This is a genomic window from Falsiroseomonas sp. E2-1-a20 (genome assembly GCF_051433195.1).
GTDB lineage: Bacteria > Pseudomonadota > Alphaproteobacteria > Acetobacterales > Acetobacteraceae > Falsiroseomonas.
Window position 1 is genome coordinate 1 of record NZ_JBHMFT010000067.1, and the last position, 13529, is coordinate 13529.

A 13529-nucleotide genomic window follows, 5' to 3' on the forward strand; every position below is an offset into this window, starting at 1 on the left:
TCATTACAGAATGTCCATCTTACCGCGGTGGAAACGATGAGGAGCATTTATCGATGAAAGGTTTGATCGCAGCCGCTACGCTTGCTGCGACCCTGTTGTCTTCCAGTCTTGCCATGGCGAACACGACCCCCATCGCGGATCTCCGGCGCGGCACGATGGTGACGGTCGTGGGGATCGTGGATCGCATCCTCGATACCGACGAATTCCGCCTGCGCGATCCCAGCGGCACGATCCGTGTCTATGTCGGCCCGAACTGGGTGCCGGCGGATGTCGGCGAGCGCGTGACCGTTCGTGGATTCGTGGATGACGATCTCATCAAGGAAATCTATGCCCGCGAACTTGTCAGGGCGGATGGCAGCACGATGCGGTTTGAACGACGCTACGAGTGAGCGGCCGTCGCCGCGGGCATGATCGTTGCCCTGATCATTGCCCTGGCGCCGCGCCGCGTGACACAGGGTGGTGCCCCGCAGGATCGCCGACATGCCCAGGACCCGATTCGACCTTGTGCTGTCCGGCCTGCGCCTCGGCGACCATCTCGTTGATCTCGGCCTGAGCCAGGGGCGCATCGCCCGGATCGCGCCGGCCGGCACCTTGGCTGCAATCGAGGGCAGCGCCGCGCCCGAGGAATGTGGAGGCCTGCTGGCGCTGCCTGGCCTGATCGACGGCCATATCCACCTCGACAAGACCTTCCTCGGCCTGCCCTGGATGCCACACCGGGCGGATGCCAGCGTCGCCGGCCGCATCGCCGCCGAAAAGGAGCAGATGGCCGGCATCGAGGAGCCGATGGCGCGGCGCGCCCGCCGGCTGGTCGACCACGTCGCCGCCCGCGGCACCACGGCGCTGCGGACCCATGTCGATGTCGACTCCGCCCTTGGCCTGCGCGGGCTGGACGCGCTGCTGGCGCTGCGGGCGGAGGTCTCGCACCTGGTCTCGATGCAGATCGTGGCCTTTCCGCAATCCGGCGCGCTGGCGCATGCGCAGGTGCTGGAGGAGGCGGTCCGCGCCGGCGCCGATGTGGTCGGCGGCCTGGACCCCGCCGGCATCGACACCGACATCGAGGCGCAGCTGCGCCTGGTCTTCGGCATCGCCGGGCGCCATGGCGTGCCGATCGACATCCACCTGCACGACCCGGGCGAACTCGGCGCCTTCGAGCTGCGCCGCATCGCCGCCCATGCCAGGGCGGCGGGCATGGCCGGCCGCGTCGCCGTCAGCCACGCCTATGCCCTGGGCCAGGTGGGGGAGGCGACTCTGGGCCACACCGCCGCCGCCCTGGCCGAGGCGGGTGTCGCAATCATGACCAACGGCCCGGGGCCGGAGGCCATGCCACCGATCCGAAGGCTGGTGGCGGAGGGGGTCGCGGTGTTCGTCGGCTCCGACAACATCCGCGACGCCTGGTCGCCCTACGGCAACGGCGACATGCTGGATCGCGCACGCCTCGTCGGCTACCGCGCCGCCCTGCAGACCGATGCGGAGCTGCGCCTGGCGCTGGAGCTGGTCACCACCGCGCCGGCCCGGATCATGGGCCTGCCGCCGCCGCTGCTGGAGGAGGGCGCCGCGGCGGACCTGGTGCTGGTTGCGGCGGAGCATGTGGCGGAGGCGGTGGCGACGGCGCCGCCGCGGGCGCTGGTGGTGAAGGCCGGGCGGATCGTGGCGCGCGGCGGCGTGTTGGCGTGAAGCTTCAAAAGGAACTGCCGAGGTTGATCGAGAAGCCGCGGTAGCCCTGGTCCGCCTGCATCAGCGTCACGCCCACGGACAGCGGCAGGCTGGCGCCGCCGGCGATGGACTGCCCGAAGCTGAAATAGCCGCCGTATTCCTGGTAGTTCTTGATGTAGAGCTCGTCGCCGGTGAAGCGCGTATCCACGGCGAAGACCGTGGCCTGGACGTTGCGGTTGAACCAGGTGCCGATGTCCTGTGTCGCCACGATGCCGTTGCGGTACATGACGTTGGTCAGTTCGTAGCTGACGCCATAGCCGCTGACATTCACCGGCAGTGTCTGCAGACGGCTGATCATGTTGCCCAGCACCAGCCGCGTGCCCGGCCGTGCCTGCCATTGCAGCGAACTGGTCAGGGAGGCCGACCACATGCCGCCGACCGCGCCGATGTCGACCGACCCCACGCCGCCGCCGCGCAGCATCGGCGTCAGCGACCAGGCCAGCGTGTCGGGCAGCCCGATGTTGATCGGCAGCCGCAGGCCGACGCCGAAGGACCCTGAGTAGGACTGCGCCGCCTCGGTCGAGGTCAGGGTCAGCGGCACATCGAGCAGCAGCGCCCGGCCATTGTCGAGGTCGAAGGAGGTGGACAGCGGCAGGGTGTAGACATCGGTGTCGTAGCCCTGCGCGCTGTAGCTGCCGAACCGCGCGCCGAAGCCGTAGCGCCCGCCGCCTTTGCCACCAAGGCCGAGCGCGCTGCCGAAGTCGGAGGCGCCCATCTGCGACATCAGGCTGTTCGGGTTGCCGGCCACCGGGTCGATGGAGGTGGTCGCAACCGCCTGCTGCAGCACCCGCGTCAGCGCATCGCCACCCCGGCCCTTCAGCCATTCCAGCGCCAGGTCCTGGCTTTCGTCGCGGGTCGCGCCGGTGAAGGTCTCGTCGACGCCGGCGGAGGGGATCACCAGGCGCAGCGCGGTGGAGGCGAAATCATAGGACAGTTGCGCCGGAACGCCCCGCAGGCTGGCATCGACGGTGGCCTGGGACAGGGTGGAGTAGTTGGCGAACAGCGAACTCAGCCCGTTGTTGTTGAGCAGGTTGGCGAAGTCCTCGGCATTGTTGGTGCCGGCGCGGGTGGTCTGGCCGTCGACCGTGAAGACGCCTTCATAGATGTCGCGGGCCTGTACAGGCTCCGACAGGAAAATTGTCATGAAGGCACTTGCAAGGACGGCGCGCTGGCGGGTCATTGAGGGCGTCCATTTCAGGATGTTTGCCGGCCCCGACTTTGCCAAGAAATCGTTCAGGCGGCGACATGGCAGCACTTCGTTGCGGCGCCGACCGGACATCTGTGGCGCTATTGCAACAAGGTCGGGCGAACCCGGCCTGCCGAAGGGCGTTGTGTGGCCGGGCGATGCCGGACGCATCCGGTCCCGCGCAGGACTGCGATCGCCAGACCAAGGAGCGAAACGATGGGCCTTTTTTCGAAGTCGATCAACACGCTGGATGACCTGTTCGTCCACACCCTGCAGGACATCTACTATGCCGAGCAGCAGATCCTGAAGGCGCTGCCGAAGATGATCGACAAGGCCAGCAACCCGCAACTCAAGCAGGGCCTGCAGATGCACCTGTCCGAGACCGAGGGCCAGATCCGGCGGCTGGAGCAGGTGTTCGAGATGCACGGCCAGAAGGTGAAGGGCACCACCTGCGCCGCCATGGACGGCATCATCGAGGAAGCCAACGACATCCTCGGCGTCGCCAAGGACAAGGACGTGCTGGACGCCGCCATCATCTCCTCCTCCCAGGCGGTCGAGCATTACGAGATCACGCGCTACGGCACGCTCGTCGCGTTCGCGAAGGAACTCGGCCGCAACGACTGCGCGGCCGTGCTGCAGCAGAACCTGGACGAGGAATATGCGGCGGACCGCAAGCTGACGATGATCGCGGAGACGCGCGTCAACCGCTCCGCCGCCTGATCCCATCCGTATGACCTTGAACACCGGGGCGGGCGCGGCCTGATGCCACGCCTGCTTTCGGAGCGTCTGTTCGCCCGCATGGCCGGCACCCGCGCCATGCCCGTCCCGGTCCGCTACGGCATCACGGCCCTGCTGGTTCTGGCCTGCTTCGGGGTGCGGGTTGCCGTCCTCGGCTGGGTGCCGCCCATGCCCTTCCTGCTGTTCATGCCAGGCATCATCACAGCGGGGCTGTTGTTCGACCGTGGCACCGGCCTGTTCGCCACCGCGGCCTCCGCCCTGCTCGGGATCATCTACTTCCTGCCACCGTCCGGCGTGCTGCAGGTGGGCGGCGCGGCGCAGGCGGTGGAAGTGATGACGTTCCTGTCGGTCGGCATCTTCACCGCGGTGGTGCTGGAAGCGCTGCACCGCGCGATCAGCCGTCTGGCGGCGGAACGCGCGAGCCTCGCCGAGGCGAATGCGCGGCTTCGCGCCACCTCCTCCCAGGTCGGCACGCTGTTGAGCGAATCGGTCCACCGGGCCCGCAACGACCTGCAGCGGCTGGCCGCGACGCTGCGCCTGAAGGCCGGCATGGCGCAGGATGCCGCGGTGCGCGATGCCCTGCAGGATGCCTCCGGCCGCATCGCGGCGCTGGCCCGCATCAACGGCCGGCTTGATCGGCACCGGGAGGAGGATGGCAGGGCGGAGGTCGAAAGCCGTGGATTCCTGCAAGGTTTGGTCGCGGATCTCGAGGATGCCGCGGTGGATATGCGCCCGGTGGCGCTCTCCGTGCAGGCGCAAAGCACCATGCTGCCGATGTCGCGCGCCGTCCCGATCGGGCTCATCGTCAATGAACTCGTCGGCAACGCGCTGAAATATGCCTTCCCCGCCGAAGACTCCGGCAGCATCGCCATCGGCTTCCGCCGCGACGGCGCGAACTTCGTGCTGACCGTGGAGGATGACGGTGTCGGATGCGACCTCGGCGCGCCGGCGCAGGGCAGCGGCCTCGGCACCCGCATCAGCCGGGCGCTGGCCGGGCAATTGGGTGGGCGGATCGAGGCCGCGCCCGTGACGCCAGGCGCGGATCGCCCCGGCCTGCGCTGGACCATCAGCTTCCCGCGCGGCTGAGCGGGTGCAGGGCTATTCCCACTCGATGGTGCCGGGCGGCTTGCTGGTGATGTCGTAGGTCACGCGGTTGATGCCGCGCACCTCGTTCACGATGCGGTTCGCGACGCGCGCCAGGAATTCCATGCTGAACGGGTAGACATCGGCCGTCATGCCATCCGTGCTGGTCACGGCGCGCAGCGCGCAGGCGCTGTCATAGGTGCGGCCATCGCCCATCACGCCCACGGTGCGCACCGGCAGCAGCACGGCGAAGGCCTGCCAGATGGCGTCGTACAGCCCGGCCGAGCGGATCTCCTCCAGGTAGATGCTGTCGGCATGGCGCAGGATGTCCGCCTTCTCCTTCGTCACCTCGCCCGGGATGCGGATGGCGAGGCCGGGGCCGGGGAAGGGGTGGCGGCCGACGATCGCCTCCGGGATGCCGAGTTCGCGGCCGAGCACGCGGACCTCGTCCTTGAACAGGTCGCGCAGCGGCTCCACCAGCTTCATGCGCATGCCCGCGGGCAGGCCGCCGACATTGTGGTGCGACTTGATGGTGACGGAGGGGCCGCCGGTGGCGGAGACGCTCTCGATCACGTCCGGGTACAGCGTGCCCTGCGCCAGGAAGTCGGCGCCGCCGATCTTGGTCTGCTCCTCCTCGAACACCTCGATGAAGAGGCGGCCGATGGTCTTGCGCTTGAGCTCCGGGTCGGTGACGCCGGAGAGCTGGCCGAGGAACAGCTCCGTCGCGTCGCGGTGGACCAGCTTGATGTTGAAGCGGTCGCGGAAGGTGGAGACCACCTGTTCGGACTCGTTCGCCCGCATCAGCCCGTGGTCGACATAGATGCAGGTGAGCTGGTCGCCGATCGCCTCGTGCAGCAGCACCGCCGCCACGGAGGAGTCCACGCCACCGGACAGACCGCAGACGACGCGCCCGGAGCCGACCTGGGCGCGGATCCGGGCAATCATCTCGGCGCGGAAGGCGCCCATGGTCCAGTCGCCGGTGCAGCCGCAGACGATGTGGGAAAAATTGCGCAGCAGGGCGGCGCCATGCGGCGTGTGCACCACTTCCGGGTGGAACATGGTGCCGTAGTAGTGCCGCGACTCGTCGGCGATCAGCGCGAAGGGCGCGCCCTCGCTGCTGGCGACCACCCGGAAGCCTTCGGGCAGGCGGGTGATGCGGTCGCCATGGCTCATCCAGACCTGTTCGCGCGCGCCCTTGGCCCAGAGGCCCTGGGTCAGGGCGCAATCGCCGGTCACGTCGATGAAGGCGCGGCCGAATTCGCGGGCATGGCCGCCCTCGACCTCCCCGCCCAGCTGCTTGGCCAAGGTCTGCTGGCCGTAGCAGATGCCGAGGATGGGCAGGCCCATGCCGAAGATCGCCTCCGGCGCGCGCGGGCTTTCGCCCTCCGTCACGCTGGCCGGGCCGCCGGACAGGATGATGCCGCGGGGGTTGAAGGCCGCGATGCGCTCGGCGGGTGCCGCGTTGTACGGCCAGACCTCGCAATAGACGCCGGATTCGCGCAGCCGCCGGGCGATGAGCTGCGTCACCTGGCTGCCGAAATCCAGGATCAGGATGCGGTCGTGCCGCTCGGCGAGGGGGGAGGAGATCGGGGCGAGGACCGATGCCTGGTTCGGGGCTGGCTGCGTCATGGCGGGTCAGGACCACAGACGCGGGGGAAGGGCAAGCCTTCCCGTCAATCATCCTCCCCCCGTCAACCCCCCTCCCGCAGCCGCCCTTCCTGCACCGGCGCGGTCGCGGCCAGCAGCGTGTCGATCGGGTCCCAGACCAGCGCCACCTGCTGCACGCCCTGGCCGGCGACGCGGATCGATTCCTGCATCGCCAGGCGGCCGCCGAGGTGGCGGTAGAAGAAGCGGTTGGGATTCGCCTCCAGCACCCAGGCCATGGCGGAGTTGCAGCCGATCGCCCGCAGATGCGCCGCCATCGCCCGCATCAGGCGCCGGCCGCAGCCGCGTTCCCGATGGTCGTCCAGCACATACAGGGTCTCGACCTCGCCTTCCGCCAGGCCGCGGCGGCGGGCGCGGCCGCCGGAGGCGAAGCCGACCACGAGGGGCGGCGCCACGCCAGGCTGGTCGGCCTCGGCGGCGGTGGCGACGAACACCGCATGCCCTTCCCGCCGGTCCAGGATCGCGCGGTGGTAGAAGGCGGCCATCCGGGGTTCGGACAGGCCGGCGAGGTAGCCATCGCCGAGAATGCCGGCATAGGCGCTGCGCCAGGCGGCGACGTGCACCGCCGCGATCGCCGCGGCATCGCCGGGACGGGCGCGGCGGATGGAGATCATGTAGGCCGCCTCTGCAGCACGGCGGCGAAGAACCCATCCGTGCCGTGGCGGTCGGGCGACAGGGCCATGTAGGGGCCCGGGCCCGGCGCGGGCACGTCCGGGCGCAGGCCGGCCCAAAGCTCGGGCAGCGGCACCACGTCGAAGTCCGGGTGGCGTTCCAGGAAGGCCGCCATCTGCATCTCGTCCTCCTCCGGCAGCAGCGAACAGGTAGCGTAGACCAGCCTGCCGCCCGGACGCACCAACTCCGATGCATCGTCCAGGATCATGGCCTGCTTCAGGACCAGCTCGTTCAAATCGCGGACATTGGTGCGGATTCGCGCATCCGGGTTGCGGCGCCAGGTCCCGGTGCCGGTGCAGGGGGCATCCACCAGCACCCGGTCGAACTTTCGCGAATTGCGCTTGCGCCACTTGTCTCCCGACGCCAGCAGGTGGCGTTCCGCGTTGTTGACGTTGGCGCGGCGCAGCCGGCGGCCGGCGCCTTCCAGCCGGGCGGCGGAGGTGTCGCAGGCGACGATGTGGCCGCGATTTTCCATGGTGGCGGCCAGCGCCAGCGTCTTGCCGGCGGCGCCGGCGCAGTAATCGGCCACGCGCATGCCGGGGCGTGCATCCGTCAGCAGGCCGACGAGCTGGCTGCCCTCGTCCTGCACCTCGATCAGCCCTTCCAGGAAGGCCTTGGTGGCGCTGACCGGGCGACGATCCGCGATCCGCATGCCCCAGGGCGACAGCGGGGTCGGCGTCGTCGGAATCCCTTCCGCCGCCAGCGCCGCCATCGCCTCCGCCCGCGTGCCTTTCAGCAGATTGGCGCGCAGGTCGAGCGGCGCGGCCACCTCCATCGCCGCGGCCTCGGCGGGCAGGGCCTCGCCGAAGCGGGTGGCGAGGCCGGGCAGCGCCCAGGCCGGCAGGTTCAGGCGCGGACCTTCCGGCATGTCCGGATGGATCAGCTTGCGGCCGACCAGGCGGCCCAACAGGCCGAGTTCCTCGACGGAGAGCGGCGCCGCGGCAAAGCGCTCGCCGGAGTAGTTCTGCGCCACGCCGTCCAGCGCCCAGCCCTCGGCCAGGATCAACTGCGCGGCGAGCAGCAGCCGGGCGGAGGGGGCGGCGACGCCGAACTCGGCAAAATGCCAGGCCAGGCGGATGCGCTGGCGGATGGCGCCCCAGGCGCGTTCCGAGACGTTGCGGCGATCGGAGCCGCCGATGTAGCGGCGGGTGCGGAAATAGTCGTTGGCGATGGCGTCCGCCGGGCGGCGGGGCGAGGCCTCCACGGCGGCGAGCAGGTCGATGGCGGCGGAGAGGCGGGCGGCGGGGGTCATGGGGCATTCCGGGCGGGCCGCCGGGCGGCAAGGCCGGGGGCAGGGGGTGTCGCGCCGGAAGGGCCCGGCGGCGGGCGGTGCGGTTCGGGCGCGGGCCGAGGCGGCATCATAGCGCGACGGCGCCGCTTCCGCGATGCCATCCGCACGCCCGGCCGCATCCTTCCGGGTCACACATGAAACTTTCGCAACCTGGTGGCCGACGATCTGGGGCGCGGCAGGGGCCTCGGGCATAGTCGCGCAGGCGCCGCATCCAGCGCGCCATTCGGGGAACCTGGACCACATGCTGAAAACCGTTCTGGCCGCGGGCGCGGTCCTGGCCCTGGTGGCTGGTGGGGTGTCGAGCGGGGCGATCGCCCAGCAGAAGGGCGCAGCGCAGCAGCAGCAACTGCCGGATTGGCGCGCCCAGCCGCGCTACGCCACGGTGGACCTGCGCGCGGGCTTCGAGCCCGACCCGCATGAGGTGAGCGTCGAGGCCGGCGGCGACCGCGAGGCGACCGGCGTCGGCCCGGACTGCGCCGGCTGGATCGATTTCTCCAAGCCGGACGTCGACCTGAACTACACCAGCGGGCAGTACCCGCTCTACATCTCGGTCGTCGCCAACACGGACACGACGCTGGTGATGAACGATTCCGCCGGCAACTGGATCTGCAACGACGACCTGGACGGGGTGAACCCCGGCATCGTCATCCAGCGCCCCGCCAGCGGCAACTACAACATCTGGGTCGGCACCTTCGAGCGCGGGGCCCCGCAGCGCGCCACACTGCGGATCTCCGAGGTACCGCCGCAGCGCTGAAGCATAGGCGCCGTCCTACCCCTCGATGCGGTAGTTCGGCGCCTCCCGCGTCACCGCCACGTCATGCACGTGGCTTTCGCGCAGGCCGGCGTTGGTGATGCGGCGGAACTTGGCCCGGGTCTGCAGGTCCGCGATGGTGGCGGCGCCGGTGTAGCCCATGGCGGCGCGCAGGCCGCCGACCATCTGGTGGATGACGGTGCCGACCGGGCCCTTGTAGCCGACGCGGCCCTCGACGCCCTCCGGCACCAGCTTCAGCTTGTCCGCGACTTCCGCCTGGAAGTAGCGGTCGGCGGAGCCGCGCGCCATGGCGCCGAGGCTGCCCATGCCGCGGTAGGATTTGTAGGATCGGCCCTGGTACAGGAACACCTCGCCCGGCGCTTCGTCCGTGCCGGCGAAGACGCTGCCCATCATCACGCAATCGGCGCCCGCCGCGATGGCCTTGGCGACGTCGCCGGAGGACCGGATGCCGCCATCGGCAATCGCCGGCACGCCGCGTTCGCGGCAGGCGGCGGCGCATTCCAGCACAGCGGTCAACTGCGGCACGCCGACGCCGGCGACGATGCGGGTGGTGCAGATGGAGCCAGGGCCGATGCCGATCTTCACCGCATCCGCCCCGGCCTCGATCAGCGCCAGCGCGCCTTCCGGCGTGGCCACGTTGCCGGCGACGATCTGCACGCTGTTCGACATCTTCTTGATGCGCTCGACCGCGCGCAGCACGCCGCCGGAATGGCCATGCGCGGTGTCGACCACGAGCACGTCGATATCGGCGGCGACCAGCAGGGTTGCACGGTGGAAGCCATCCTCGCCGACGCCGATCGCGGCGGCCGTGCGCAGCCGGCCCATCGGGTCCTTCACCGCGCTGGGGTTGGCCTGCGCCTTGTCCATGTCCTTCACGGTGACCAGGCCGACGCAGCGGAACTGCTCGTCCACCACCAGCAGCTTCTCGATGCGGTGCTTGTGCAGCAGCGCGCGAGCCTGGTCCTTGGTGACGTCGGCATCGGCCGTCACCAGGTTCTCCCGCGTCATCAGCTCATAGACCCGCAGGTTCGGGTCGGTGGCGAAGCGGACGTCGCGGTTGGTGATGATGCCGACCAGCCGCTTGCTGTCGCGTTCCACCACGGGCACGCCGCTGATGTGGTGGGTTTCCTGCAGCGCGCGGACCTCGGCCAGCGTCTGGTCGGGGTGGATGGTCAGCGGGTTCACCACCATTCCGGATTCGAACTTCTTCACCTGGCGGACCTGCGCCGCCTGGTCCTCCGGCGACAGGTTCTTGTGGATCACGCCGATGCCGCCGGCCTGGGCCATGGCGATCGCCATGTTGCCTTCCGTCACCGTATCCATCGCCGCGGCCACCAGCGGGATGTTCAGCGAGATCTCCCGCGTCAGCCTGGTGCGGGTATCGGTCTCGGAGGGCAGCACGGTGGAATAGGCCGGGACGAGCAGGACGTCGTCGAAGGCGTAGGCTTCCTCGAACCGGCCGCGCAAGGCGGCCGCGCGGTCGGAGGAGGTCACTGTTTCGGGCACTGCGTTGTCTGGGGGCGCCATGGTGGGAACCTCATCTCGATCCGCAACCTTGGCGGCCCCGCCTACACCGGTTCCGGGTGGCGTGTCCATGCCGGCTGCGTGGTGTCAGGCCTGCTGGCGGCCGCGAAAGCCGGTCGCCACCACGTACAGCTCGGCGCTGTCCTTGCGGCTGGCCGGCGGCTTGGCGTGGCGGACGGTGACGAAATCCCGCTTCAGCGTCGCCAGGAACTCCTTCTCCGACCCGCCGGCCAGGACCTTGGTGACGAAGCCGCCGCCCGGGGCCAGCACCCGCCCGGCGAAGTCCAGCGCGATCTCGGCCAGCGCCATGATGCGGAGGTGGTCGGTTGCGTTGTGGCCGGTGGTGTTCGGCGCCATGTCGGACAGCACCAGGTCGGCCGGGCCATCCAGCGCCGCGAGCACGCGGTGTTCCGCCTCCGCCTCCTGGAAATCGCCCTGCATCAGGATGGCCCCCGCGATCGGGTCCACCGGCAGCAGGTCGATGCCCACCACCCGCGCGGCCTTCCGTGCCAATGCGACCTGCGTCCAGCCGCCCGGCGCGGCGCCGAGGTCGACCACCCGGCTGCCCGGCTTCAGCAGGTGGAACTTGTCGTCCATCTGTTCCAGCTTGAAGGCGGCGCGGGAGCGCAGGCCGCGCGCCTTTGCCTCCTTCACATAGGGATCGTTGAGCTGCCGTTCGAGCCAGCGCTGGCTGCCGATGGTGCGGCCCTTGGCGGAGCGCAGCCGGTCGGCAAGCTGGCGCTTCGGCGTACCGCCGGGCGGGGAGGGGGTCTTGGCCATGCGCGGGTGTAGGCGCTCAGCCGCAACCCTGCCAGAAGCCGCGTGACGGCCGCCGCGGGGTGCGGTCGGTGCGCATCAGCCGCAGCAGGATCCCCTCCCGCAATCCGCGATCCGCGACCGTCAGCTTCGGCACCGGCCAGACCCGGCGGATGGCGGCATAGACGGCGCAGCCCGGCAGCACGAAATCCACGCGCTCCGGCCCGACGCAGGGATGCGCCGCCAGCCCGTCCCGCCCCAGCGCGAACAGGTCGCCGAGCGCTTGGTCCGCGACATCGGCATCCAGCGTCTGCCCATCCACCAGCAGCCGCCGGTAGCGCGGCAGCGCCATGGCGACGCCCGCGAGCGTGGTGACGGTGCCGGAGGTGCCCATCAGCCGGACGCCGCCGGCATGGATCTCATGGCCGATGCAATGCACGGCATCGAAGCCGCGGAGCTTGGCCGCGACCTCGTCCACCACCGCATGGAAGCCGGCCTCGGTGAAGCAGGACGGCCCGCAGCGTTCGGAGAGGGTGACGACGCCGACGGGAACCGAGATGGTGCCGATCAGCTCCGGCACCGGGCGGTCCTGCGGCCTGCCGGGCGGGATGCGGATCCAGGCGATTTCGGTGGAGCCGCCGCCGATATCGAACAGCAGCGCGCGCCGGTCGCCGCATTCCAGCAGCGGGGCGCAGGCCTCCATGGCCAGCTCAGCCTCCTCCCGCGCCGAGATGATGCGGAGGCGCAGGCCGGTCTCGGCCTCCACTCGGGCGACGAATTCGGCACCGTTCGCGGCGCGGCGGCAGGCTTCGGTCGCCACCGCATGCAAGGCCCGCACCGGGCGGCGCGCCAGCTTCTGCGCGCAGGCCTGCAGGGCGGCAATGCCGCGGTCCATGGCGGCTTCGGAGAGCCGGCCGGTCGCGCCGAGACCTTCGCCGAGCCGGACGATGCGGCTGAAGCTGTCCATCACGCGGAAGCTGCCCACGCCGGTGGGGCAGCCGAGCAGCAGGCGGCAATTGTTGGTGCCGAGGTCGAGCGCCGCATACCCGGGCGAGGCCGGGTTGCCCTGCCACGCCTGGCCGCCGGCCACGCGGCCGGGCAACGCCGCCGGGGCGGAGTCGGTGCAGACCGTGGCAGGGCAGGGCGCGTCGTCGGGCATTGTCCAGTCAGATGGGGTGTCGCACCGCCAAACCCGAGTCCCGAGGGCCACGGCAGGCTGATGCCATGATCCGGCGTGGACGCCCGAGGGGCAAGGCATTTCGCGCGAGGCGTGGTTGCCTGCCCCGGAAACGCATGCTAGCACGCCGCTCCCGCCGATCGGTGGCCAAGCGCCCGGATCGGGACGGTGGGGGATAGTTTAACGGTAGAACTCCCGACTCTGACTCGGGCAGTCTTGGTTCGAATCCAGGTCCCCCAGCCAAATCTTCCTAAGCCACTGAAAACCAAAGCAGACGAAGCCCGGCAAGCACGCTGGAGGCAGATTTGCGTCGCTTGGTCCCACAAAGGTCCCACACGGGGCTTCACCTATCACGCAAAAATCAACTATACCGTTATCGAAGGCGTCTACCGGTAGATGTTGGTGGCGAAGTAACTGTTTCGCTTTCAACCCGTAACTTCCGAGAGGCCGAACATCGCGCCGCCATACTTGACAATGCTTTCGGCGGCGCCCTCTCGCGAGCGATAACGACCATGGCCAGCGCAAGCCTCAGCCTTAACGCCATCCTCCGGAACCACCTGAAGGAGGTCTTGGACCAGGACCGATCACTGCGTCTCATGACGCCACCGGGAGTTGCCGTTTATGGCAGCCCGAACGGCGAGACTGCGGCAGAGGAGGAGCAGGACTTTATAGGTGAAGCTCTACACGGCGCACGCGAGGCGCTGGCCGAACGCGACGTCGGTAGCGTAGCAGAAGTGGTCGCTGATCTCGTGGAACGGCATCGGGTCCCGGAGGAGCAGAAGTATCCCTTAGCGCTGGGCATTCTGGAGGCGCACGTTCGGCACTGGGAGGAGGCGCTTCTGCGAAGCCGAGGTGCAGCGAGCCTCTGGTTTCCTGAAGATGAGAGCCTCGGCGACAACGGCCCTCGGCATGCCGCGCAGCAGCGGTCCTCCCTCCCGGTTTCAGGAGCGGT

Annotated in this window: 13 protein-coding genes, 1 tRNA gene and 1 pseudogene; 8 read left to right on the forward strand and 7 right to left on the reverse strand. The window is 69.7% G+C overall.

What is annotated here, in order from left to right; genetic code table 11:
* A partial coding sequence (locus ACFHPP_RS28775) for a hypothetical protein (RefSeq protein ID WP_437166669.1) occupies positions 1 to 389 on the forward strand: 389 nt, incomplete at its 5' end.
* A 91-nt stretch (positions 390 to 480) separates the two neighbouring features.
* Positions 481 to 1674, forward strand: a complete 1194-nt coding sequence (locus tag ACFHPP_RS28780; protein WP_437166670.1) for an amidohydrolase — start codon at positions 481 to 483, stop codon at positions 1672 to 1674.
* A 4-nt stretch (positions 1675 to 1678) separates the two neighbouring features.
* Here the strand turns inward: ACFHPP_RS28780 and ACFHPP_RS28785 are convergent, their stop codons facing one another.
* Positions 1679 to 2857: a hypothetical protein gene (locus ACFHPP_RS28785; RefSeq protein ID WP_437166671.1), complete on the reverse strand. Its 1179-nt coding sequence runs from the start codon at positions 2855 to 2857 to the stop codon at positions 1679 to 1681.
* 258 nt (positions 2858 to 3115) lie between these two features.
* Here ACFHPP_RS28785 and ACFHPP_RS28790 point away from each other — a divergent pair, with 258 nt between their 5' ends.
* Positions 3116 to 3619, forward strand: coding sequence for a ferritin-like domain-containing protein (locus ACFHPP_RS28790; protein WP_437166672.1), 504 nt, complete (start codon positions 3116 to 3118; stop codon positions 3617 to 3619).
* 42 nt (positions 3620 to 3661) lie between these two features.
* Positions 3662 to 4723, forward strand: a complete 1062-nt coding sequence (locus ACFHPP_RS28795; protein ID WP_437166673.1) for a sensor histidine kinase — start codon at positions 3662 to 3664, stop codon at positions 4721 to 4723.
* A 12-nt stretch (positions 4724 to 4735) separates the two neighbouring features.
* Here ACFHPP_RS28795 and guaA read toward each other — a convergent pair whose 3' ends face one another.
* From guaA to ACFHPP_RS28810, 3 genes are all read right to left on the reverse strand, one after another.
* Positions 4736 to 6349: a glutamine-hydrolyzing GMP synthase gene (gene guaA / locus ACFHPP_RS28800; protein ID WP_437166674.1), complete on the reverse strand. Its 1614-nt coding sequence runs from the start codon at positions 6347 to 6349 to the stop codon at positions 4736 to 4738.
* Positions 6350 to 6411: 62 nt separating this feature from the next.
* Positions 6412 to 6999, reverse strand: a complete 588-nt coding sequence (locus ACFHPP_RS28805; RefSeq protein WP_437166675.1) for an N-acetyltransferase family protein — start codon at positions 6997 to 6999, stop codon at positions 6412 to 6414.
* A complete protein-coding gene (locus ACFHPP_RS28810) occupies positions 6996 to 8309 on the reverse strand; it encodes an RsmB/NOP family class I SAM-dependent RNA methyltransferase (protein ID WP_437166676.1) in 1314 nt (437 codons plus the stop codon). Before ACFHPP_RS28810 ends, ACFHPP_RS28805 begins: the two co-directional genes overlap by 4 nt.
* A 280-nt stretch (positions 8310 to 8589) precedes the next feature.
* On the opposite strand from ACFHPP_RS28810, the gene ACFHPP_RS28815 reads away from it, so the two are divergent.
* Positions 8590 to 9102: a hypothetical protein gene (locus ACFHPP_RS28815; RefSeq protein ID WP_437166677.1), complete on the forward strand. Its 513-nt coding sequence runs from the start codon at positions 8590 to 8592 to the stop codon at positions 9100 to 9102.
* Between the two features lie 15 nt (positions 9103 to 9117).
* Here ACFHPP_RS28815 and guaB read toward each other — a convergent pair whose 3' ends face one another.
* The 3 genes from guaB to ACFHPP_RS28830 all read right to left on the reverse strand — a co-directional run bounded on the left by guaB (position 9118) and on the right by ACFHPP_RS28830 (position 12559).
* Positions 9118 to 10647, reverse strand: a complete 1530-nt coding sequence (gene guaB, locus ACFHPP_RS28820; protein WP_437166678.1) for an IMP dehydrogenase — start codon at positions 10645 to 10647, stop codon at positions 9118 to 9120.
* An 84-nt stretch (positions 10648 to 10731) separates the two neighbouring features.
* A complete protein-coding gene (locus tag ACFHPP_RS28825) occupies positions 10732 to 11424 on the reverse strand; it encodes an RlmE family RNA methyltransferase (protein ID WP_437166679.1) in 693 nt (230 codons plus the stop codon).
* A 16-nt stretch (positions 11425 to 11440) separates the two neighbouring features.
* Complete coding sequence (locus tag ACFHPP_RS28830) at positions 11441 to 12559, reverse strand: Ppx/GppA phosphatase family protein (RefSeq protein ID WP_437166680.1); 1119 nt, start codon at positions 12557 to 12559, stop codon at positions 11441 to 11443.
* Positions 12560 to 12746: 187 nt separating this feature from the next.
* Here ACFHPP_RS28830 and ACFHPP_RS28835 point away from each other — a divergent pair.
* From ACFHPP_RS28835 to ACFHPP_RS28845, 3 genes and pseudogenes are all read left to right on the forward strand, one after another.
* Positions 12747 to 12820: transfer RNA gene (locus ACFHPP_RS28835), tRNA-Gln, on the forward strand.
* 71 nt (positions 12821 to 12891) lie between these two features.
* Positions 12892 to 13047 (forward strand): annotated as a pseudogene (locus tag ACFHPP_RS28840) (DUF6538 domain-containing protein); the annotation flags it as partial.
* A gap of 42 nt (positions 13048 to 13089) precedes the next feature.
* Positions 13090 to 13529 (forward strand): hypothetical protein (locus ACFHPP_RS28845; RefSeq protein WP_437166681.1); only part of this gene is annotated, 440 nt, incomplete at its 3' end.